This is a genomic window from Ilumatobacter sp. (assembly GCF_039969435.1).
Taxonomy (GTDB): domain Bacteria; phylum Actinomycetota; class Acidimicrobiia; order Acidimicrobiales; family Ilumatobacteraceae; genus Ilumatobacter_A.
Genome location: NZ_JBDVNU010000034.1, coordinates 38,872 through 61,472, shown reverse-complemented (window position 1 = coordinate 61,472; position 22,601 = coordinate 38,872). Strand labels below are relative to the sequence as shown.

Annotated in this window: 22 protein-coding genes; 8 read left to right on the top strand and 14 right to left on the bottom strand. The window is 68.1% G+C overall.

Annotated features, from left to right (window positions below):
• The first annotated feature begins 68 nt into the window (after positions 1–68).
• The 6 genes from ABJK40_RS16885 to ABJK40_RS16860 all read left to right on the top strand — a co-directional run bounded on the left by ABJK40_RS16885 (position 69) and on the right by ABJK40_RS16860 (position 5,532).
• The gene (locus ABJK40_RS16885) at positions 69–1,094 is read left to right on the top strand and encodes an ATP-binding cassette domain-containing protein (RefSeq protein WP_348480606.1); all 1,026 of its coding nucleotides are present in this window, start codon (positions 69–71) and stop codon (positions 1,092–1,094) included.
• Complete coding sequence (locus ABJK40_RS16880) at positions 1,091–1,918, top strand: ABC transporter permease (RefSeq protein WP_348480607.1); 828 nt, start codon at positions 1,091–1,093, stop codon at positions 1,916–1,918. Before ABJK40_RS16885 ends, ABJK40_RS16880 begins: the two co-directional genes overlap by 4 nt.
• 41 nt (positions 1,919–1,959) lie before the next feature.
• A complete protein-coding gene (locus tag ABJK40_RS16875; RefSeq protein WP_348480662.1) occupies positions 1,960–3,129 on the top strand; it encodes an MFS transporter in 1,170 nt (389 codons plus the stop codon).
• Positions 3,130–3,312: 183 nt separating this feature from the next.
• A complete protein-coding gene (gene msrB / locus ABJK40_RS16870; RefSeq protein WP_348480608.1) occupies positions 3,313–3,741 on the top strand; it encodes a peptide-methionine (R)-S-oxide reductase MsrB in 429 nt (142 codons plus the stop codon).
• Positions 3,742–3,868: 127 nt separating this feature from the next.
• Positions 3,869–4,651, top strand: coding sequence for an MBL fold metallo-hydrolase (locus ABJK40_RS16865; protein WP_348480609.1), 783 nt, complete (start codon positions 3,869–3,871; stop codon positions 4,649–4,651).
• Positions 4,652–4,653: 2 nt separating this feature from the next.
• On the top strand, positions 4,654–5,532 hold the full coding sequence (locus tag ABJK40_RS16860) for a fructosamine kinase family protein (protein WP_348480610.1): 879 nt from the start codon (positions 4,654–4,656) through the stop codon (positions 5,530–5,532).
• Positions 5,533–5,604: 72 nt separating this feature from the next.
• On the opposite strand, the gene ABJK40_RS16855 is transcribed toward ABJK40_RS16860, so the two are convergent.
• A complete protein-coding gene (locus tag ABJK40_RS16855) occupies positions 5,605–6,456 on the bottom strand; it encodes an enoyl-CoA hydratase (protein WP_348480611.1) in 852 nt (283 codons plus the stop codon).
• An 88-nt stretch (positions 6,457–6,544) separates the two neighbouring features.
• On the opposite strand from ABJK40_RS16855, the gene ABJK40_RS16850 reads away from it, so the two are divergent.
• Positions 6,545–7,270 (top strand): hypothetical protein, encoded by a 726-nt coding sequence (locus ABJK40_RS16850; protein ID WP_348480612.1) that lies wholly within the window; start codon positions 6,545–6,547, stop codon positions 7,268–7,270.
• A 30-nt stretch (positions 7,271–7,300) separates the two neighbouring features.
• Here ABJK40_RS16850 and ABJK40_RS16845 read toward each other — a convergent pair whose 3' ends face one another.
• The 7 genes from ABJK40_RS16845 to ABJK40_RS16815 form a co-directional block, all read right to left on the bottom strand.
• Positions 7,301–8,446, bottom strand: coding sequence for a YHYH protein (locus ABJK40_RS16845; protein WP_348480613.1), 1,146 nt, complete (start codon positions 8,444–8,446; stop codon positions 7,301–7,303).
• Between the two features lie 214 nt (positions 8,447–8,660).
• A complete protein-coding gene (locus ABJK40_RS16840) occupies positions 8,661–10,142 on the bottom strand; it encodes an FAD-binding oxidoreductase (protein WP_348480614.1) in 1,482 nt (493 codons plus the stop codon).
• 58 nt (positions 10,143–10,200) lie between these two features.
• Entirely contained in the window at positions 10,201–10,917 is a 717-nt protein-coding gene (locus ABJK40_RS16835; protein ID WP_348480615.1) for a TrmH family RNA methyltransferase, read from the bottom strand.
• A gap of 48 nt (positions 10,918–10,965) precedes the next feature.
• A complete protein-coding gene (locus tag ABJK40_RS16830; protein ID WP_348480616.1) occupies positions 10,966–12,180 on the bottom strand; it encodes an NAD(P)/FAD-dependent oxidoreductase in 1,215 nt (404 codons plus the stop codon).
• Positions 12,181–13,013: 833 nt separating this feature from the next.
• Positions 13,014–13,262 carry a Rho termination factor N-terminal domain-containing protein gene (locus tag ABJK40_RS16825; RefSeq protein ID WP_348480617.1) on the bottom strand — a complete coding sequence of 83 codons (249 nt, stop codon included), beginning with the start codon at positions 13,260–13,262 and terminating at the stop codon, positions 13,014–13,016.
• Between the two features lie 53 nt (positions 13,263–13,315).
• Positions 13,316–13,942 carry a histidine phosphatase family protein gene (locus ABJK40_RS16820; protein ID WP_348480618.1) on the bottom strand — a complete coding sequence of 209 codons (627 nt, stop codon included), beginning with the start codon at positions 13,940–13,942 and terminating at the stop codon, positions 13,316–13,318.
• A gap of 55 nt (positions 13,943–13,997) precedes the next feature.
• On the bottom strand, positions 13,998–14,759 hold the full coding sequence (locus ABJK40_RS16815; RefSeq protein WP_348480619.1) for a hypothetical protein: 762 nt from the start codon (positions 14,757–14,759) through the stop codon (positions 13,998–14,000).
• A 60-nt stretch (positions 14,760–14,819) separates the two neighbouring features.
• On the opposite strand from ABJK40_RS16815, the gene ABJK40_RS16810 reads away from it, so the two are divergent.
• The gene (locus ABJK40_RS16810; protein WP_348480620.1) at positions 14,820–15,293 is read left to right on the top strand and encodes a pyridoxamine 5'-phosphate oxidase family protein; all 474 of its coding nucleotides are present in this window, start codon (positions 14,820–14,822) and stop codon (positions 15,291–15,293) included.
• Between the two features lie 51 nt (positions 15,294–15,344).
• Here ABJK40_RS16810 and ABJK40_RS16805 read toward each other — a convergent pair whose 3' ends face one another.
• The 6 genes from ABJK40_RS16805 to ABJK40_RS16780 all read right to left on the bottom strand — a co-directional run bounded on the left by ABJK40_RS16805 (position 15,345) and on the right by ABJK40_RS16780 (position 22,489).
• Complete coding sequence (locus tag ABJK40_RS16805) at positions 15,345–16,820, bottom strand: alkaline phosphatase D family protein (protein WP_348480621.1); 1,476 nt, start codon at positions 16,818–16,820, stop codon at positions 15,345–15,347.
• A 51-nt stretch (positions 16,821–16,871) separates the two neighbouring features.
• Complete coding sequence (locus tag ABJK40_RS16800; RefSeq protein WP_348480622.1) at positions 16,872–18,272, bottom strand: amidase; 1,401 nt, start codon at positions 18,270–18,272, stop codon at positions 16,872–16,874.
• A gap of 82 nt (positions 18,273–18,354) precedes the next feature.
• The gene (locus ABJK40_RS16795; protein ID WP_348480623.1) at positions 18,355–20,040 is read right to left on the bottom strand and encodes a class I adenylate-forming enzyme family protein; all 1,686 of its coding nucleotides are present in this window, start codon (positions 20,038–20,040) and stop codon (positions 18,355–18,357) included.
• A 70-nt stretch (positions 20,041–20,110) separates the two neighbouring features.
• Positions 20,111–20,584: a hypothetical protein gene (locus ABJK40_RS16790; RefSeq protein WP_348480624.1), complete on the bottom strand. Its 474-nt coding sequence runs from the start codon at positions 20,582–20,584 to the stop codon at positions 20,111–20,113.
• Positions 20,585–20,702: 118 nt separating this feature from the next.
• Entirely contained in the window at positions 20,703–21,935 is a 1,233-nt protein-coding gene (locus ABJK40_RS16785) for an acyl-CoA dehydrogenase family protein (protein WP_348480625.1), read from the bottom strand.
• A gap of 86 nt (positions 21,936–22,021) precedes the next feature.
• Positions 22,022–22,489: an Lrp/AsnC family transcriptional regulator gene (locus ABJK40_RS16780; RefSeq protein WP_348480626.1), complete on the bottom strand. Its 468-nt coding sequence runs from the start codon at positions 22,487–22,489 to the stop codon at positions 22,022–22,024.
• Positions 22,490–22,601: the final 112 nt, after the last annotated feature.

The window sequence follows — 22,601 nt, the reverse complement described above, 5'->3', positions numbered from 1 at the left end:
CGAATCGGTCGCGAATCTCTCGAAATCCAGGTCATCAACTGTCCGCATCGACGCGTACCGTCGTCGGAATGCAGACTGCGACCTCCTCGGCGATCGAAGCGCGCGGGCTCACCAAACGATTCGGCGACGTGATGGCGCTCGACGGTCTCGACCTGACGGTCGAGACCGGGACCGTCCTCGGGCTGCTCGGACCCAACGGTGCGGGGAAGACCACGGCGGTCTCCATCCTCACGACGCTGATGCAGCCCGACAGCGGCACGGCCACGATCGCGGGCGTCGACCTCGCCACCCACCCGCAGCTCGTGCGCGAGCGCATCGGGCTCTCGGGCCAGTACGCCGCGGTCGACGAGGTCCTCACCGGTCGCGAGAACCTCGACATGATCGGTCGGCTCTATCACCTCGGCAAGGTGCGGTCGAAGGCACGGGCCGACGAACTGCTCGAACGGTTCGACCTGGCCGACGCGGGAGACCGGCCGGTGAAGGGGTACTCCGGCGGCATGCGTCGTCGCCTCGATCTGGCGGGAGCGCTCGTGGCGCAACCACCGGTGCTGTTCCTCGACGAACCGACCACCGGGCTCGATCCGCGCAGTCGCATCGAACTCTGGGACGTGATCCGCGAACTCGTGTCCGACGGCTCGACGCTGTTGCTCACGACCCAGTACCTCGAGGAGGCAGACCAGCTCGCCGACGAGATCGTCGTGATCGACGCCGGACGCGGCATCGCGCGCGGGACTGCCGACGAACTGAAGTCACAGGTCGGCGGCGAGCGGCTCGAACTGGTCGTCGCCGACGAAGCCGACGTCGACCAGGCTCGTCAGTTGCTGGCACGACACGCCCCGTCCGGTGCGGCTGCCGACGTCGAGGTGAAGACGTCGACCCGCACCCTGCTGTGCCCGATCAGCAGCGGGATCGACACGCTCGCCGCGGTGATCTCGGATCTGCGCTCCGAGTCGATCGCCGTGTCCGACATCGGACTTCGCCGTCCGACACTCGACGACGTCTTCCTCACGCTCACCGGTCACGGAACGGTGAACGGCGCGTCGGGTGACGCCGCCGCCGAACAGACACACACCGCTGGAAAGGAACGCTCATGAGCGGCGATCGCACGACCTTCGCCCACACCGTCAACGACATCTCGGTCGTGGCCCGACGCAATGTCATCAAGATCACGAGGGTGCCCGAAGTCCTGGTCTTCGTGCTGATCTCGCCGATCATGTTCGTGTTGCTCTTCGCCTACGTGTTCGGCAATTCGATCGATGTCGAGGAGTTGGGGTACCGGGAGGGGTACCGCGAGTTCCTGATCGCCGGGATCTTCGCCCAGACGGTCGCGTTCGGTGCCACGTTCACCGGGGCGGGGATCGCCGAGGACATGCAGAAGGGCATCATGGACCGCTTCCGGTCCCTGCCGATGTCGCGCGCTGCGGTCCTCGCCGGCCGCACCATCAGCGACGTCATCTACAACGTCCTCTCGCTGGCGATCATGTCGGCGACGGGACTGCTCGTCGGCTGGCGGATCCGCAGTTCCGTGTTCGAAGCCCTCGGCGGGTTCCTGCTGCTGCTCGTGTTCGCGTACGCCCTGTCGTGGGTGATGGCCTATGTCGCACTCAACGTTCCGAGCGTCGAGGTGATCAACAACGCGTCGTTCATCGTGATCTTCCCGCTCACGTTCATCGCCAACACCTTCGTCCCGTCCGACGACCTGCCCGGCCCGCTGCGGGTGTTCGCCGAGTGGAACCCTGTCTCGTCGGTCACCCAGGCGTCGCGCGAGCTGTTCGGCAACATCCCGGCCGATGTTCCGGAGCCGACGGCGTGGCCGCTCCAGAATCCGGTGATCTACACCTTGATGTGGGCGGCGGCGATCGTTGCGATCTTCGCCCCGCTGAGCGTTCATCGCTACGCCCGCAAGGCCAAGGGCTGATCGACCTGCCCGGGCGAAGGGCGACGCGCATCTGGCCGGTGGTGGCGCTCGGCACGATGTGCAGCGCCTTCCCGGTGTTCCTCACCGGCGCGCTCGGGGTGCAACTCGCCGACGAGGTGGGGTTGTCGGCGACCGAGATCGGGTTGGCGATGGGTGCGTCGTTCGCGGTCGCTGCACTCCTGTCGGCACCGATGGGGCGGGTCGCGGAACGGCTGGGACCCCGACTCGGGTTCCGGCTCGGGCTGTCGGTCTCGGGGGCGACGATGCTCGCGGTCGCGGCCTTCGGTCGGAGCTTCTGGCAGTTCTGTGTGATCCTCGCGGTCGCCGGAGCAGCCAATGCGCTGAACCAACCGTCGGCCAACCTGATGCTCACGACTCACATCGGCGCCGATCGCCTCGGGTTCGCACTGGCCACCAAACAGTCCGGCATGCCGGCGGCGGCGCTGCTCGGGGGCGCAGCGGTTCCGGCCATCGCGCTGACGGTCGGTTGGCAGTGGGCCTACGTGGCCGGAGCCGCGATCGTCGCGGCGGCACTCGTCTGCCTCCCGGTCGATGCGCACGGACGGGCCGAGCGTCACTTCTCCACCACGGCATCGGGGGCACGCCGCGCCGCTCGACCCGATCTGGGCGTTCCCCTGCTCGTGCTCTACGCAACGGTCGGCATGCTCGGCTCGACCAGCGCCGGCGCAATGGTGGGCTTCGTCACCAGCGGGGCCGAGGCATCGGGTCTCGATGCCGGTTCGGCCGGGCTGGTGCTCAGCGTGGGTTCGTTCGTCGGCGTCGTGAGTCGACTGTTCCAGGGTTGGCAGGTGGATCGTCACGGCATCCTGCCGATCCAACGCCTGGTGTGGTTGTACGGCCTGGGCGGGCTCGGAACGTTGCTGCTCGCGGTCGACGTCCCTCTGACCTACGTGATCGCGCCGCTCCCTGCCTTCGCCTTCGGTTGGGCGTGGCCGGGGCTGTTCAACCTGTCGGTCGTCCGCAACAACCCGTCGGCGCCGGCGTCGGCCACCGGCATCAGCCAGGTCGGGGTCTTCGTCGGCGCGGCCGTCGGCCCTGCTCTCGGAGGGCTGATCATCGACACGGCCGGCTACCGCGCGCTGTGGTTGTTCGGCGCCTCCACACTGCTGCTCGGTTGCGCTCTCGCCGTGTACCTCCGCACGCGGATCCGTGCCGCTAGCGGCCTGGTCGCGCCGGCAATTGCGCCGTGACTCGCGCGGGCACCCCACCTCGGCCGGCCCGCACCGCGGCAGGCAGCGAAACTCGTGCGGTGCGGTGCGGTGCGGTGCGATGCGCTCAGCGGGCTCACGCGCACACATTTCGGACTGGGGCATGGAATCGGGTCGCTGGGCGTTGTCCCCATCCACCCACTTGACGACGAAGGAGACGAAGCGATGAGAATGCCGTGGTCGACCACGCCGAGAACGACGGGGGAGCGGGCCGACGGCCTGCGGGAACGTCTGACACGCGAGCAGTACCGCGTGACACAGCAGGGCGGGACCGAGCGTGCGTTCAGCGGTGAGTACCACGCCACGAAGGACGCCGGCACCTACCGCTGCATCGTGTGTGACACCGAACTCTTCGACAGCGACGCCAAGTACGACTCGGGCACGGGTTGGCCGTCGTTCTTCGACGAGGTCGAGGGTCGGCCCGTCGCGCGGGTGAAGGATCGTTCGTTCGGCTTCACGCGGATCGAAGCCCGGTGCGGCACCTGCGACGCCCACCTCGGCCACGTCTTCCCGGACGGACCCGCGCCGACCGGCGACCGCTACTGCATGAACTCGGCTTCCCTACGTCTCGAGCGCAGCGACGAACGTCGATGAACGGCCGACCGCAGTCGGTTGACGATGCCACCGTCGCCGTCGCCGTCGCCGTGGCGGTCGATGGTGGACCGGGTGGTCGTCCGTCCGCACGATGCCACCGGAAACACCGGTGCGCGAGACTCGACCCGTGACGCATGCGACGAGGCTCCCGATCGCCGACAGGTGGTTCGAGCGTCGGACCGTCGACGACTCGGTCACACTGCTGTGGGAGCCCCACGTGATCCCGCTGATGCAGTGCAACATCTGGCACGTGGCGGGGCGCGACCGTGACCTCGTGATCGACACCGGCATGGGCGTCGCCAGCCTCACCGACGAACTGGCCGACCTCGTCCACAAGCCGGTCACCGCGGTGGCCACCCACTCCCACGGCGATCACATCGGCTCGCACCACGAGTTCGACGACGTCGCCATCCATCCGGCTGAGGCGTCGAACCTGGAATCGCCGATCACGCAGTCGCTCGACCCACTGGAGGCGTTCGGCGCAGCAGGCATCGCATCCTTGGAAGCGGCCGGGTATCGACTCGACGCGCCGCACTTCGTGACGGCGCTCCCGGCCGGAATGGCCCTCGACGACTTCCGACTGCACGGCGCAACCGTCACCCGATCGATCGAGGAGGGCGATGTGTTCGAGCTGGGCGACCGATCGTTCGAAGTGCTCCACCTGCCCGGACACTCGCCCGGATCGATCGGCCTGTGGGAGGAGTCGACCGGCACGCTGTTCTCCGGAGATGCGATCTACGACGGCCCGCTGCTCGACCAGGACGAGGACTCCGACATCGTCGCGTACTGCGCCACGATGGAACGGCTGTTGACGTTGCCGGTCACGGTCGTCCACGGTGGTCACGACCCGAGCTTCGGCCGCGACCGCATGTACGAGATCGCCCGCAGCTACCTCGCGCGCCGGGGGTGACCATGACGGACGTCGACGGAGCGATCAGCGCGGCGCTCGGGAGCGGCGTCGTCACGAGCGCGCCCGTCTCGGGCGGCGACATGGCCGCGTCGTTCCGGCTGGTGCTCGACGACGGACGCACGATCTTCGCCAAGACGCATTCGTCGCCGCCGCTCGGCTTCTTCACCCGGGAGGCGTCGGACCTCGCGTGGCTCACAGCCGCCAGGGCACTGCCGGTTCCGAAGGTGCTCGCCGTGTCCGACGATTTCCCCGCATTCCTCGCACTGGAATGGATCGAGCCGGGCGGGCGGCGACCGTCGACCGATGCAGATCTCGGAGCGGGTCTTGCGAGCCTCCACCGGGCTGGCGCCGACTGCTTCGGTCGGACCGACGGTCGCACCACCGGCTCCCTCGCGCTGCCGAATGAGCCGACCGAGACGTGGGCGGCGTTCTACGCCGAGTGTCGACTGCTGCCGCTGGCGCGCATCGCCGCGGATCGCAACTCGCTGCCGACGGCGTCGATCGAGCGGATCGAGTCGGTCGCCGGCCGTCTCGACGAACTGGGCGGCCCGGTCGAACCGCCGGCGAGGCTCCACGGCGACCTGTGGGCCGGCAATCGCCTGGTCGACGTCGACGGTGACAGTTGGCTGATCGATCCTGCGAGCCACGGCGGCCACCGGGAGTTCGACCTGGCGATGATGCGCGTGTTCGGTGGCTTCGATGCTGATGCGTTCGACACGTACAACAGCAGGTTCCCGCTCGCCGTCGGTTGGGAGGCTCGCGTCCCGTTGCACCAACTCGCTCCGTTGATCGTGCATGCGATCAAGTTCGGCGGCGCCTACGTGAGCGCCGTCGAACGCGCGCTCGACAAGCTCGCCACCCGGGGTGTGGCAGGGGTCTGACCCACTCCACACCCGATCGACTCCACACCCGGGGTGTGGCAGGGGTCTGACCCACTCCACACCCCTCGGTTCTCAGCGTCCGGTGAAGACGGGAGTGCGCTTCTCGACGAATGCTGCTGCCGCTTCTCGGTGATCGGCGGTACTCATGGTGCGGACCATCGCCGTGGCCTCGGCGTCGAGAGCGGTCTCGAGGTCGCAGGTGATCGCCCGGTTCAGGTTCTGCTTCATGAGGCGCAGTGCGATCGGAGCGCGCTCGGCGAGCGACCGACACCAGTCCAGGGCGGCGTCGTCGAATCCGTCGTCGGCCAGCACCCGATTGACGATGCCGAGGTCCAGCGCCTCCTGCGACGAGAGTCGTGGCGAGGTGAAGTACAACTCCTTCGCCCTCGCCGTTCCGACGAGTTGGGTGAGGAACCAGCTTCCGCCGAAGTCACCGGACGCGGCGACGTTCACGAAGGCGGGGACGATGATCGCCCGCTCCGCAGCGAGACGCAGGTCGCAGGCGAGCGCAATCGACATCCCGGCTCCGGCGGCCGCTCCCGGCAGCGCCGCCACGACCGGCTTCGGGAAGCGGTGGATCGCGAGCGAGACCCATCGCTGGCGTTCGGCCAGGCCGTGAGCGCGTGATTCGGCATCGACGCCGAGTCGGTCGTTCGCATCGCCGCCGTTCTCCTGGTGGGACTCGTTCATCCCCTTCACATCGCCGCCGGCGCAGAACGCGGAGCCGGCGCCGGTGATCATCACGACGTGCACCGTCGGGTCGTCGGCGAGGGTCGGCAGAACGGTGTGGAACCCGTCGTACATCGAGTTCGACAGTGCGTTGCGGCGGTCGGGTCGATTGAAGGTGATCACGCCGACGTGGCCGTCGACGTGTGCGAGCAGGTCGTCGGTCCCGGTTTCGATGTCACGCGTGGTGCTGGTCATCGGGCCAGTGTGGCATCGGCTCGCTCCGGGCTCGGAGGCGGGCGATCGATACGGTCGGGACCATGACGGTCCACAGCCCGGAGCTCCGATGATCCGCCTCCGTCAGGTCGCGCTGTGCACGGACGACATCTGGCGCGAGGAGCGGGCGATCGCGGCGGCGCTCGCCGTGGCCGGTGTCCATCGTGATCCGCCGAACGTGTTCGAGATGCGCAACGTCGTGTTCGCCGTGGGCGACACGTTCCTCGAAGTGCTGCAGCCGACGTCCGACGCCGCTCCGTCGGCCAGATTCCTCGCCAAGCGCGGTGGTCCCGGCGGCTACATGCTGATCATGCAGGTCGACGACCTCGCTGTGGCGCGCTCGCGGGTCGAGGCGCTCGGGATCCGGATCGTGTACGACGAGCCACCCGCCCGACACCACGGCGTGGAGGCCGAGGCCATCCACCTCCATCCTGCGGACACCGGTGGATGCATCATGTCGCTCGACCGGATGGACCCGGACGACGGGTGGGCCTGGGCCGGACGCGCCTGGCAGGGCCACGTGCACACCGACGTGGTCGAACGGATCGTCGGCGTCGAACTGTGCTCCGACGATCCCGAGGCGCTCGCGGTCGGGTTCTCCGGACTGGTCGACAAGCCGTGCTCGGTCGACGCGGCGGGAACCTGGTCGATCGAGTTGGACGAAGGCACGGTGCGCGTGGTGGCGGGCAGCGGGGCCGGACCCGACCGACTGAGCGCCGTCGAGATGCGTGCGCGCGACCGCGCCGATGTCGGCGCGGTCCACGTCATCTCCGGCACCGAGATCCGCCTCGTCTGACTCGAATCCGCCCGACGACGTTCGCCGGGTTCAGGGTGGGCCGAACGTCTCGCTGGGAGTTCCCCGGTAGCAAGCGATCACGTAGGGGTAGGCCCCCGTGACGTAGTAGCCGTACTGACCGTCGACGATCATGCCGTTGCATTCGTCGAGGTCACCCGAGCCGGAGAACGTGTAGTCACCGATGAACTGGCCGTTGTAGTCGCTGCTCGTGACGTTGCCGACGGCGTACGGCGTGGTGAATCCCACGACCTCGGCTCGGACGCCAGTCTGGAGTTCGTAGCCACTCTGTGCGGCACGGATGCTCCCGTTGTCGTCGGCGAAGCACGGTCCGTAGATGGGGAAGCCGTCGCGTGCGAATCCGATGACGGGTGAAGCGGCCGTTCCGTTGCAGTCGATTTCGTACAGTGCCTGGGGCGTCGAGTGGTAGTGGTAGAGCCCGTCGGGCTGGACGTGAGCCGAGAATGCGTCCAGGCTGAACGCATTTTCTGGCGAGCCGACGTTGTAGCGCCAAGGGTGGTCGAGCAGGTTGCCGCCACAACCGACTGCCTCGCGACCGATGGGGTTCGGTCCTTCATCGAAGCAGGCAGCGGGGTAGGCCTCCCAGATCACGCCATTGAGCATCACGGCGTGGGCGGTGAAGCCGAGCTCGGTCGGCTCGGCGTTGACGGTGGGATCGTCGGTGATCGAAAAGGCTCCGGTGACCGCGCTGGCGTCGTTGGCGAAGTCGGCATCGACGCTGATGTCATGGTTCGGGATCTGATTCGACACGAGCGTGCACGTGCCGGCATCAGCGGTGATCGACAGTTCGCCCTGGAACTCGTTGCCGTTGCTGACGTCGATCACCATCGAGCTGTACTCGCCGGTCCGGGTGGAACAGTTCGCATCGGTCGAGACCAGGTTCACTCCGGTGATGTCGACGACGCCGCCCGGGTCGAGAGGGTCGGCCGGAGCCGATTCGGTCGCCGTCGGCTCCCGGTCCGCCGACTCACTCGCGACAGCGCTGTCGTTGATGGTCTGTGGAGCCTCATCGCCGGGAGCGGCCTCGGCGGGCGGGCCCGGGAACGCAGTGGTCTGGGCGGCGGGGTCCGGGCCGGAGCCGCACCCGACGACGCTGAGCGCGCCACACAGCAGCATCACTCGTCCAGAAGTGGGCGCAGACGGCAGAAGTCTCATCATCGAAGCATCTTGAATCCCGAAAGTAAGCATTCGTGAAGGAGGTCGCAAGACGATGGTGTCGTTGTGCGACAGACTCGCCGCGGGCTGCTCGAACCAACAGATGGGGACACACGCCCCGCCGACCTGGACTGCCTGCTCGGATCGATCGAGATCCTCACCGAGGCCGCCCACGGCGGTGGAGAGTCGATGGCGCCGACCGGATCGGAGAGGGTCGTCAAGAGTGGTGGGCGCCGGGGAGCGGTGCGGAGGGGAGCATGACGCCGGGGAGCGGTGCGGAGGGGAGCATGACGCCGGGGTTGAGCCGGTCGTCCGGGTCGAGGGCGTGTTTGATCGAGCGCATCAGATCCAGTTCGACTTCGCTCTTCTGACCGACGATGCGGTCGCGCAGCTCGCGACCGAGGCCGTGCTCGGCCGAGATCGTGCCGTCGAACTCCCACACCAACCCATCGAGCGCCGCGCGCAGCACAGGGGCAGCGGCTTCGAGGGGTCCGTCGTCTCGGTCGGGCGTGAGCACGGTGAAGTGCAGGTTGCCGTCGCCGACGTGGCCGAACGCGAACGACAGGGCGTCGTCGACGATCGTGTCGACCAATGCCTCGGCCGCCCGGAGGAACTCGGCGATGCGGTCGGGAGGGATCGCCAGGTCGTACTTCACGCCGAACCCGCCGAACGAGCGAGTGGCCGTCAGTTCGTCGCGCATCAGCCAGAGATTGGCCTCCTGGGCGGGCGTCGAGGCCACGACGCCGTCGGAGATCAGGTCGCACGACATGGCGTCGGTGAGCAGCGAGGTGAGATCGTCGCCGGGATCGACGGGTTCGCCCGCCGAGTCGTAGCGCACGAGCACGTACCACTCGGCGATGGATTCCAGCGGGCGCTGCACTCCGAAGCGTTCGACCACCTGGGCGACGCCGACCTCGGGGATCAACTCGATCGCACTCAACGCTCCGGGCGTCGACGTCCGCGCCAACGTCATCAGGTCGTTGAGCGCATCGAGGGACCGAAGGGAGGCGAAGGCGACTCGCTGTGCGGCGGGCCGAGGGTGGATCGTCACCACCGCACGCGTGACGATCCCGATCGTTCCTTCACCTGAGATGAACAGCTGTTTGAGATCGAAGCCCGAGTTGTCCTTCGGCAGCGACCGCAGCCCGTCCCACACGCGGCCGTCGGCCATCACGACTTCGAGCCCGAGCACGTGCTCACGCATGTTGCCGTGCTTCACCACGTTGATGCCACCGGCATTGGTGGACACCGCGCCGCCGAGCGTCGCGGATCCACGAGCGCCCCAGTCCGGCGCGAACAGGCGACCGACGTCGGCCGCACGCTGTTGCAGGGCTTCGATCGTCACGCCTGCCTGTGCGGTGATCGTGCCGCGATCGACGTTGACGTCCTCGATCTCGCGCATTCGGGTGAGCGAGAGGATCACCCGGGGTCGGTCGTCGTTGGCGGTGGGCGCGGCGGGGACCGCACCGCCGCTCAGACCGGTGTTGCCGCCCTGGGTGACGATGGCGACGTCGTGCTCGACGGCCAGGCGCACGACATCGGACACTTCGGCCGTCGACGACGGACGCGCCATCCCGATCGCTTCGCCGGTGAACACTCCGCGGAAGTCGACGAGCGCGGCATCGATCTCGGAGCGGTCGAGCCATCCCACGTCGCCCAGTCGCTCGCGAACCGCATCAGTGAAGGATCGACCGGCCATCACCCTCGAACCTACGCCGATCGATGCTGCCGCGGCGGTGCGCGCCACTCACGGTCGGTCAGGCGTGCTGGGCGACCCAGGCGTACATGGCGATCCCGGATGCGACGCCGGCGTTGAGCGACCGTGTGGATCCGTACTGGGTGATCTCGCACACCATCGATGCCGCGGCGATCGCCGCCGAGCTGAGACCGGGACCCTCCTGCCCGAAGACCATCACACAGTCGCGGGGGAGTGTCGCGGACTCGAGGGGACGAGCGTCGGGAACGTTGTCGACGGCGACCATCTCGACCGCCGCCGACGCAGCCCACGCGCTCAGCGCGTCGATGTCGGTGTGATGGTGCAGGTGGAGATATCGGTGCGTCGACATCGCGCCACGGCGGTCCCAACGGTGCGGGCCGACGATGTGGACCCCGGCGGCGCCGAACGCGTTGGCGTTGCGGACGACGGTGCCGATGTTGAAGTCGTGTTGCCAGTTCTCGATCGCCACGTGGAACGGGTGTCGTCGCGTGTCGAGGTCGGCGACGATCGCGTCGACCGTCCAGTAGCGGAACCGGTCGAGGACGTTGCGGCGATCGCCGTGGCGGAGCAGGTCCGGGTCGAGGCGGGGATCGTCGGGCCACGGCCCGGGGTACGGCCCGACTCCGGCTGCCACCTCGCTCGCACGACCACCGCCCGGCGATCCTGCAGCCGAAGGGCGTGGGTCCGATGACCCGTCGACGGGGGACCCGTGGTTCAACGGGACACCGCTCATCACCTCACCCTGCCACACGCTCATTCGGGTGACCTCGTCGTTCCGGTTCGGAGTGGATCGGACGAGGTCGGGTCAGCGTGCGGCGATGTCCGAACCGGCGTGGAAGCCGGTCGTCCATGCGTTCTGGAAGTTGAAGCCACCGGTGATCCCGTCGACGTCGATCACCTCTCCGGCGAAGTACAGGCCGGGCACGAGTTTGCTCTCCATCGTCCGGAAGTCGATCTCGTCGAGCGCGACGCCACCGCACGTGACGAACTCGTCCTTGTTCGTGCTCTTCCCGGTGACTGCGAACGTCGAGTCGGTGAGCTGGCCGAGGAGTCGGTTCGCATCCTTCTTGGCGAGCTGCGCCCAGGTCGTGGCATCGGGGATCTCGGCGGCGGCGAGCAGACTCACCCAGAGTCGCTTCGGAATGGTGTCGAACGGACTGCGGGTGGAGATCTGTCGCTTCGCGTCGTCGAGTCGCTTCTCGGCGACGACCTCGGCCGGATCGGTGTCGGGCAGCCAGTTCACGGAGATGTCGAACCGGTAGTCGAGCTCCGCGAGATCGCGGGCCCCGTGCGCCGAGATCTTCAAGATGCCCGGCCCGCTGAGACCCCAGTGGGTGATCAGGACCGGTCCGCGACTCCGCAGTCGGCTCCCGCGGATGATCACGTCCGCAGGACTCACGGACAGCCCGAGCAGTCCTTCGAGACGCGGATCGTCGACCTTGAAGGTGAAGAGTGACGGTGTCGCCGGTGCGAGCGCGTGGCCGAGTCGGCCGGCGAGTTCGTCGCCGGCGTGGTTGCGGGTTCCGCCGGTGGCGAGGAGGACGTTCGCCGCGGTGTACGACCGCCCGGCATCGGTGGCGACGCCGAAGGCGTCTTCGTTCCTCACGACCGAAGTGACCCCCTCCGACGTGTGCACCCGGACCCCGGCGGCCTCGGCGGCGTCGAGGAGGACGTCGATGATCGTCTGGGAGCTGTCGGTGTCGGGGAACATCCGGCCGTCGGCCTCCGTCTTCAACACGACACCGCGGCGACCGAACCACTCGACGGTGTCGGCGGCACCGAACCGGTGGAACGGGCCGATCAGGGACTTCTCGCCACGCGGGTAGCTCCGGCTCAGCTCGCGCGGCTCGAAGCACGCGTGGGTCACGTTGCAGCGACCGCCGCCGGAGATCTTCACCTTCTGCAGCAGTTGCGACGACTTCTCGAGGATCAGCACCGACTTGCCGGAGTTCTCCGCGCAGGTGATCGCCGAGAAGAAGCCGGCGGCGCCTCCGCCGATCACGATGAGGTCGAAGTACATCGGGGGTCACTGTAGAGACGATCCGGCGTCGGGCGCCGCGTGCGTCGATGTCGCCAGGAGGCGTGGTGGGGCGGGCCCGTCCGATCGGTCGACCGAACGGACCCGCCACGTCGCCGGTGCTACCGACTTCGTTGTCTGGAGCGGAACCGGTGCTGTCCACGAGCGCGGCGGAATGCACGCGAACGCTCGAAGTCGGCACGGATCCGAGCGTGACGCTCGCGGATCTCTTCCAGTTGCAACTCGGGGTGGAGTGAGTGGAACATCGTTCGATGTCCTTTCCGTCCCACGTGGGGACATGGTGGTGGTGGGGTGTGGGTGCGCGCGACGAGAGGGGTCGATCCGAGAATCGGCTGCGCCGTCGGCGCACGGGGAGCTCAGGGCGTCAGGCCGCGAGCGGGGACACGGCGCGAGGCGCCCGGCGGGAAATCGTCACGTTGGTGTCGAACATCGACATGGGCACCTCCTCTCGTGTGAAGGGACACCATGGCTCATCGACGGTGATGCGATCAAGTGGGTTTCCTGCAACCGGTGATCTGTGCTGAGGGAGCGTGCCCGTGCCGGTGCCGGTGCCGGTGGCGGTGCGCGGTGCCGGTGGCGGTGCGCGGGAGAAGGGGGATCCGGGCGCGTCGGCATCGATGTGCGGGGAGCGAAGAGGTCCCGCCCCGCGATCGGGTTGCCGATCCCGGTGATGCTGCGCAGGTTCATGGCAGTCCGGACGCCGTCGATGTGCGCTCGAGGGTCGGACGTGCTCGGCACCGGCCCACCGGCTCGCGCTTCGGAAGCTGTCGGAGAGCGCCTCGACCGCAGACGCGCTCGGGCGGAGCGTCGTCCGCTCAGTCCTCGCGGAGTGCGCTGATCAGCTCGTCCTTGGTCATGTCGGAACGGCCGTCGATCTCGAGCTCCTGTGCCCGCTCGTACAACTCGACCTTGGTCCACTCCTCGTAGGGCGACGCCGCGCCGCCCTTCTCCGACGCATCAGGTGTGTTGGCGATGCGGGCCGCCTTCTCCTTCGACATGCCGTCGGCGCGGAGCGCCTCGTACTGCTCGTCGTTCGCGATCGATGGTCCGTGGTCCTTCGCCATAGGCCATCGACTACCCGCGACGGCCCGCCGGGAAACGCGTCAGGCCGTTGGTGTCACGGCGTGTCGTCGAACGCTCGGGTCAGGTGCGACCGGTCGTTCCACAGGTCGAGCACACGGTTCTCGCGCTTCCAGCGCAGCACCCCGATCGATCCCGTCGAGATGCGGAAGTGCTTGCCGTGCTCGATCGGCAGGCCGATCCATCGCACCGCCAGCGCCGTCAACATGTGGCCGTGACCGAACACGATCGCGTCGCCGCCACCTTCGCAGATCCTCACCGCATCGGCGACCAGCGCATCGGCTCGTGCAGCGACGTCGGCGGGTGACTCGCCGTTCGGGGTGCCGTCGGTCCACAGTTCCCAGTCCGGACGTTCGGCCCGGATGTCGGCGGTGGTGACGCCCTCGTAGTCGCCGTAGTCCCACTCGAGGAGGTCGTCGTCGATCTCGGGGTCGGGGAAGTCGGCGAGGAGCGCGGTCGAGCGGGCCCGTTCGAGCGGACTCGAGATCACACGATCGAACGAGTGGCCCGCGATGCGTCTGCCGAGCTGCACCGCAGCATCGCGACCCTCCTGCGTGAGAGCGATGTCGCTGCGGCCCGTGTGCCGCCCGGAGATGCTCCACTCCGTCTCCGCGTGGCGCGCCAGCACGATGCGCTGCGAACGGTGGTGGAGGTCACTGCTCACCTCGACATGCTCGCACGCCCATGTGTGGTCCAGGAACTCCCGTGACTGCCGACGATCACGGGCGGAGATCGATGATCGCTTCGTGTTCGACCGATGCAACCGGGGATCCGTCGGAGCTGATCCGCACGTCGAGCACCGCACGCTCTCCGGCGCGACTGTCGAAGCGGTCGGCGACGACGGCGGTCGCTCGGATGGTCGCTCCGACGCGGGCGAGTCCGTGGTGGGCGATGCGGCTCCGGACGTGGATCCACGCCCCGTCGACGAGCTGCTCGTGACAGAACCGGTTGGCGAGACGCGGCCAGCTCGTGGGGTGGGCGACGCCGAGATCGGCGTAGAGCGGGCAGTCGTCACCTGCGCGGAATCCGTAGTCGGACCACGACGCATCGAGGACGAACTCGATCGGTTCGAGCGGAGATCCCGAGCGATCTGCCAACTCCTCGCCCCGTTCGGTGAACCTCGCCCGGACCTTCACCTCTCCGGCCACGCTGGCGACGACCCGACCCGGCTGTGGATGCTCGCCGTCGCCGTCGCCGTCGCCGTCGCCATCGTCGTCGCGGACGAGGTCGACCCGATCGCCGTCCATCACCGGGTGGAGGAAGCGGACGTCCGCGCCTCCGCTCGAGAGCCACGACCGGCCCCAGGCCGTGGCCGGCACGTGGGTCAGGTAGGCGTACGTCGTCACACCGGCAACGAGCGCGCCGTCGAATCCGGCGGCCCGTGCGCCGTCGTCGGTGTGGATCGCGTTGTCGGCGTGCTCGGGCAGGTTCGCTGCGATCACCGACCACGGTTCGAACATCGCCGGCTCGAAGATCGTCATGGACCGAGCATGCCCGGGCCACCAGGGTTCGGACGATCCGGGCGTGGGTACGCACGATCGATGAGCGAACAGATGACCATCGAAGATCTCCGTGACCGGCTGCAGGGTGAGCGGACGGCCATGTTGACCACCGTCGACGAGCGCGGCACGCTGTCGTCCCGGCCGCTCGCCGTGCAGACCTTCAACGACTACGGCGACGTGTTCTTCCTCGTCGGTCGTGATTCGGATTGGGTGAACGCCGCGAGCACCGAAGCGGCCAACGTCGCGATCGTCGACGACGGATCGACTTGGCTCTCCATCGCCGGCCGACTGAACATCTCGACCGACGAGAAGTTGCTGGACGAACTGTGGGACGACCATTCGGCCGCATACTTCCCGCACGGCAAGGCCGATGCGGTGGTCGCTCACGTCCAGTCCGACCGCTGGGAGTACTGGACGGCGGCCACGGCGGCCGTGCAGGTGTTCGAGTTCGTCAAGGCGAAGATCACCGACGACGCCCCCGACATGGGCGAGTCCGGCACCATCGAGACCTGATCCACCGACCTCCACGCGACGATTGTCGACAACGGGGTCAGGAGCGTCGGGTCAGGAACCGGTGGCAGCGGTGGGGACCGGTTCGGCGCGACGGATCTCGGGATCGTTCCGATCGAGTCGCCAAACTCTGGGCCTCGTGCCGGACGGACCGATCGCCGCGATCCGGATCGATTCGTCGGTGATGTCCAACACCGTCGAGCCTCGACTCTGGAGATCCATGTACGACACCTGGGGATTGAGGCGGTGCAGCCAGCGCATCAAGAGGGTCGTCGGGATCGGCAGCTTCGTGCGGATCGCGTCGGCGAAGGGCGTCGATGCGATGGAGGGGGTGGTGACCTCGGGAGCGAGCCGTCCGTCGGCGAATCGCACGCCGGTGTGGAACCTGCCGTGCAGGTCGCCCGAGCACAGCAGGATCCGGCCAGCCACCGGAGCGAGTGTGCGCGCCAGGCGCTCCTGTTCCAGTGGGTAGCCGTCCCACTGGCCCGGATTCACGAGCGGCTCGACGCGACCTCGCCGACGCAGGTTCGGGAGGCGGGCGAGTCGGAGCGGCGAGACCTGCGTCTGGGTGCACACCACGAGCCAGCCCGGGCACTCGTCGACGCACTGCTCGAGCCACGCCCACTGTTCGTCGGAGATGATGCGGCGGTCGTCGGTCGGCGAGACCAGCGCGGGACCGGACTCGCGGACCGGACGATCCCGTGCAGCGTTGCGTGCGTCGAGCACGACGATGTCGGCGAGGGCGCCGAGCCGGATCCGCCGGTCCATCGGCGTCGGTCCCGTCGTGCTCGGCTCCTGCGGTATCCAGTCGAAGTACGCCCCCTCGGCTGCGCCGCGGCGCTGCTCCCACTCGTGCCGACCGTCGTCGGAATCGGCCGCACCGGTTCTCCACGAGTCGTCGGCCACGTCGTGATCGTCCCAGACGGCGACCCACGGCGCGCTCCGGTGGAGTTCCTGCAGCGCGGGCTCGCGTCGGTACTGGGCATGGCGTCGGCGGTAGTCGCCGTCGGTCCGACACTCCGCCGGAGGCTCGTGCGGAGCCGATCCGTCCTCGTAGATGTAGTCACCGAGGTGGACGACGAGATCGGGCCGGGCCCGTGCGAGGTCGGCATACGGCTCGAACGTCGCACTCGCCAGGCGTGCACACGTGGCGAGTCCGACGCGGACGTGATCGATGTCGGCGTCGGCGGAGGGGAGCGTTGCGAACTGCCCGACGGGCGACACCACCCCGTCGACCTGGAAGCGGTAGTGATGGACGGTGTGCTCGGCGAGTCCCCCGACCCGGATCGACACGGTTCGAACCGGACCTTCGGGTTCGTGCTGCCCGACCGCACCGACGTGGTTCTCGGGGCCGATGCGACCGGACGCGACCACGGTTGCGAAGTCGGGGTCGAGTCCGACGGTGTACTCCACGTCGCCCCATGCCTCGGTCGGCACCGCCGTCCAGAGAACGATGCTCGACTCCGTCGGATCGCCGCTCGCCACACCGTGGGTGAACGGCGGAGGGTCGGCCTGGTCGGAGCGGTGCATCGACGCAGGATGTCCGCCGCGGTCGGAACGCAAACGGGTCCGGTCGGGCTCTCAGGCGGTGACCGGGTCGATCGGCATCAGCGGGGGTGATGCGGCTTCGATCTGGGCGGCGACGTCGAGGCAGCGCAGGTCGGTGAAGCGGTCACCGATCACCTGCACGCCGACCGGCAACCCGTCGGCCTTCGCGTGCGGCACGACGGCGGCGGGCAAGCCGAGGAAGTTGATCGGCGTGACCGGGCGGAGAGTGTCGCGGATCAGTGTGTCGCCGTTCACCAGGTCGGCGCCGTGCTCGAAGGCGGGCATCGCCCACGTGGGCGACAGCATCACCGGGTGCTCGGTGAAGAACTCCGACCACTGCCGCATCGCCTGGCTCCGATGCGCCTGGAGCATCACCATCGACTCGACCGTCACCGGTGCACCACCCGCCAGAAGGTTCGCGACGATCGCCGTCGCGTCGGCACCCATCACCATCTCCAACATCGGGCGCATCACGATCAGGTCCTGGATCAGGAGCGCCGCCCACATCTCGATCGTCTCCTCGTACATCGGCGGGGTCGCCTCGACCACGTCGTGCCCTGCATCGGAGAGGACGTCGGCAGCCGATCGGACCGCTGCAGCGATCTCGGGATGGGTCGCGCCACCGGGCGGATCGGCCAGCACGGCGACGCGGAGCCGCTCGCCGTCGCCGAGACTCGTCAGGGTGACGGGCAGGCTGGTGGGATCTCGCGGGTCCGCTCCGGCCACGACCTCGAACGACGCACGGACATCGGCCACCCGACGCGCCATGGTGCCCTGCACGGCCATCTGCTGCGAGGACAACATCGGATCGCCCGGAGCCAACGACGAGGCGGACGCGACGACCCCGATCGACGGCTTGATCGACGCGATCCCGCAGCAGTGCGCCGGGTTGCGCAGCGACCCACCGATGTCGTTGCCGAGCCCCAGCGGGCTCATCCCCGAAGCGATCGCCGACGCCTCGCCGCCGCTCGAGCCGCCGGCGGTGCGACCCGGGTGATGTGGGTTGCGGGTCAGGCCGTGCAGCGACGAGTCGGTGTGGACCCGCAGACCGAAGTCGGGAAGGTTGGTCCGGCCGATCGGGATCGCACCCGCCGCGAGCATCCGCGCCGTGACCGGCGCATTCGACGTGGGCATTGCTTCGGCGGATGCGACCGTGCCCTCGGTGGTCGGACTCCCTACCAGATCGATGTTCTCCTTCACGGTGAAGGGCACGCCGTGCAACGGTCCGGTCGCCTCGGAGCGAGCGAGGGCGGCGTCGGCCGCGTCGGCGGCGGCCAGTGCGTCGTCGTCGAGACGTCGCACGATCGCATTCAGGTCACCGTTGACCGAGTCGATGCGCGCCAGGTGGGCCTCGACGACGGAGCGGCTCGTCGTGTCGCCGGTGCGGATCATCGCCGCGAGTTCGAGTGCCGACCGTGCCCAGAGTTCGTTCATCGCGACATCCTCGCGAATGGGTGTGAGGTCGTGCCCCATCGCGCCGGATCGTTCGGGACACCAGCGTCCCGACCCGCCGAGGTCAGCCGGACGTGACGCTGTCGCGCAGTTCGCGCTTGAGGATCTTGCCGCTCGCGTTGCGTGGCAGTTGCTCGTGGACGATCGTGACGATCGTCGGGACCTTGAACTTGGCCAACCGCTCGCCGACGAACCGCTGCAACTCGCCGGCGTCGAGTTCCTCGCCGTCCTTCACCATGACGTGACAGGCGAGTTCCTCGCCGAGCCGCTCGTGGGGCACGCCGTAGACCGCGGCCTCGTACACCGCAGGATGTTCGTAGACGGCCGCCTCGACCTCGGCGCAGTAGATGTTCTCCCCACCGCGCAGGATCATGTCCTTCGCGCGATCGCTCACGTACACGAAGCCCTCGTCGTCGAGGCGCCCGATGTCGCCCGACCGGAGCCAACCGTCGACGATCGTCTCGGCGGTCGCGTCAGGGCGATTCCAGTAGCCGCGGATCAGTGACGGGCTCCTGAACCAGATCTCGCCGGTCTCTCCGATCGGGAGTTCCTCACCGAGCGGGTCGGTGACCTTGACGTCCATGATCGGCACGGCCCGACCGGTGGACGCTGGATTGTTCACGAAGTCGTCGCCGGCGTTCTGCGGGCCGTAGGCGTTCGTCTCGGTCATGCCGTAGCCGAGGCCCGGGCGACCCCGCTGGAAGTTCGCGTCGATCCGCTTCACCAACTCCGGTGGCATCGGTGCCCCACCCCCGCCGACGGAACGCAGCGACGAGGTGTCGCGATCGGCGAACGTCTCGGCTTCGAGCAGGTCCCAGCTCATGGTCGGAACGCCGACGAAGTTCGTGACGCGCTCCTGCTCGATCAGTTCCAGGGCGCGATCGGGGTCCCATCTGAACGTCATCACCAGCTTGGCGCCGCTCACGAACGACCCCAGCATGACGGGGACGAGGCCGGTTACGTGGAACAGCGGCACGCAGAGCATGAAGGCGGTCTGGGGCCTGCCGCCCTCTTCGACGGTGTCGGGGTCCTCCGGTTCGCGCAGCGCCGACACCGCTCCTCGGGCGGCGAACGCCAGCAGCGCGCTGAGCACGGCGCGGTGCGTCGACACCGCTCCCTTCGGACGCCCGGTGGTGCCGGAGGTGTAGAGAATGGTCATGTCGTCGTCGGGTGCGATGTCGACCTCCGGCATCGTCGCCCCGTCGTGGCGGGCCATTGCGTCGTCGAGCGAGACGACACCGTCGGGCAGGTCGGCGGTCGGTCGGGCGACGATCACGGTGGCATCGATCGCTCCGGGTTCCGCGGCCCGCATCCGTTCGAACCGTTCGTCGTCGGCGATCACCACCTTCGAACCGGAGTCCGCGATCGCGAAGACCAGTTCGTCGGTCACCCACCACGCGTTCATCGGCACCACGACGGCCCCGATGGACGTGATCGCCACGAACGCAGCGATCCATTCCGGATAGTTGCGCATCGCGATCGCCACCCGGTCGCCCTTGGCCACACCCAACTCGTCGACCAGGAGACTCCCGATCCGGGCGGCGGTGTCGAGCACGCTGGGCATCGTCCACCGTTCGTCCTCGAACACGATGAACTCGTCGGTGCGCGCAGCGGCCAGCGCGAACAGTGCACGGATGTCGGGCGGAGTGCCCGCGAATACCTTGCTGGTGCGCCCCAGCACCTCAGCCTCCTGGATCTCGAACATCGTGCCCGGCGCGCACACGGCTGCGCACGCCTCGTCGAAGGTCATCGGCATCGTCTGGGTCTGCTCTCTGTGGGGATGGGGGCGTCCGGAGCGCCGAGGCCCTCGAACGTGTCGGTCAGCAGACCTGTTCGCCGTCGGGATACACGACGGTCACGGTCTGGCCGTCGCTGATGAGGGCCGACATCACGCTGCACGGGAGCCATGCGTCGGCCTCGACCGATCCTTCGGAGAAGGTCAGTGTCGCGTTGTCGCCGTCGACCTCGACGGCCGGCTTCGGGTCGAGTTGATCGGCGGCGATCCCGACGATTCCTTCGAATCCGACGGCGTCGAGAGCCGAATCGACGTCGTCGGAGAAGTCGATGTCGCCGCTCTCGTCGACACCGATGGGCGGCTCACCGCTGTCGGAGGATGCTTCATCGACGGAGGCGTCGTCCTCGACGGAGGCGTCGTCCTGGGTGGCACCGTCGACGGCCGGGGTGTCCGTCGAGCTGTCGTCGGAACCGCCACAGGCGGTCAGTGCGAGCGCAGCCAGCGCGGCGACGGCCAACGGGCGACGAAGACGGTTCGTGGGGTGAGGCATGAGGTTCATGGGGAGATGATGCCAAGAGCGACAGGCCATCGGCTTCGATTATTCGTTCAGGTTCGGTTCAGAAGTGGCGTCCCCGTGAACGGTCGGCATCGACGGGGACGCAAGCTGAGTTCCGGGCTCAGTTCCGGGGGACTTCCTTCCAGGCGACGTTCTTGTCGACCCGCGGTTCGCCCGGCAGGCCGAGCACCTGCTCGCCGAGAATGTTGCGCATGATCTCCGACGTGCCGCCTTCGATCGAGTTCGCGCGTACACGCAGGAACGCGTACCGCAGGCCGTGAGCAGTTCCCGACACGTCGAGATCCTCGGGGCGGCGGTAGGTGTAGTCGAAGTCGATCAGAGCGTCGGCGCCGAGCAGGTTCATGCAGAACTCGTAGAGACCCTTGTTCAGTTCGGAGTACGCCAGTTTCGCGATCGACATCTCGGGGCCAGGGTTGCCCGACTTCGCGTTCTGCGCGGCGCGCATGTTGGTGAGGCGCCCGACCTCGGCCTGCACCCACCACTTCATCAGCGTGTCCTTGTCGGCAGCGCTCTGCTTCGACGGGTCCATCGCATTCCACACCTCGACGGCGTCGTTCGCCGCTGCGCCACGCTTGGGAGCACCACCTCCACCGCCGCCGATCGCATTGCGCTCGTTCATCAGCGTCGTGAGCGATGCACGCCAGCCCTCGCCCACGTCACCGACGCGGCACGAGTCCGGTACGCGCACGTCGGTCATGTAGACCTCGTTGAACTCCGCTTCGCCGGTGATCTGGCGGAGCGGACGGACCTCGACACCGTCGGCCTTCATGTCGAGCGCGAAGTAGGTCATGCCCTTGTGCTTGGGCGCATCGGGATCGGTGCGGGTCACGAGCATGCCGTAGTCGGCGAGGTGCGCGAGCGTGTTCCACACCTTCTGACCGTTGACGATCCACTCCTCTCCGTCGCGTTCGGCCTTCGTGCCGAGACCGGCGAAGTCGGAGCCGGCGCCCGGCTCGGAGAACAGTTGGCACCATTTCTCCTCGCCGGTGAACATCGGACGCAGGAAGCGCGCCTTGACCTCGGCGGAGCCGTGGGTCGCGATGGTCGGCCCGGCGAGGTGCATGAAGAAGGTCGACGGGTCCGTCGGCTTCGCCCCGGCCGTGCGCATCGCCGACTCGACGATCTTGTTCAGTTCTGGGCGCACGCCCAGCCCTCCGTCGCCTTCGGCGAAGTGGACCCAGGCCAGACCGGCGTCGAAGCGCGCGCCTCGGAACTCGCGGTCGTCCATGGTGGTCGGGTCGTGCTCGGCGAGCAGCGCCTCGACGGCGTCGGTGACGCGCTGCGCATCGGGATCGAGCGAGCTGGCCACGGTGGAGTCTTCGAGAACGGTCATCTCCCCAGCATCGCGCAGCGCCACCCGTCGGCCCCAGTCCGTGTCCGTGCCCGACCCGAAGGCAGGCCCGACTCGGGAGTCGGGCCTCAGCGGACCGTCATGTGATGGAGGGGGAGAGCGGTGGTGTGCTTCATCTCCTCCATCACGAACGTCGTGCGGACGTCGTACAGGTCGACGGCGTCGATCAGTCGTTTGTAGAAGCGGTCGAACTCGGTGATGCTCGGCACGAGCACCTTGAGGAGGTAGTCGATGTCTCCGCTGGTGCGGTAGGCCTCGACGATCTCGGGGAGCTGATCGATCGCCGACTGGAACGTCTCGACCCACCGAGACGTGTGATCGTTCGTGCGGATGCTCACCAGCGCGGTCACGTCCAGGTTGACCGCCGCTGGATCGACGAGCGCCACCCGGCCGGTGATCACACCCGATTCCTCGAGGGCGCGCACCCGTCGCCAGCACGGCGTGGGAGTGAGCCCGACGGCGTCCCCCAGTTCCCGTGCGGTCAGCGAACCGTCGACCTGCAGCAAACGCACGATATCCCGATCGACTTCGTCCACAATCGAACAGTACTGCGTCGATGGGTCGAGTGGCACACGATTCGTGCGCGAAATGGTGGATCAGCCGCGAAGAACGCAATGCACCACTCCCGCGGACTCCGTACGGTGGTCT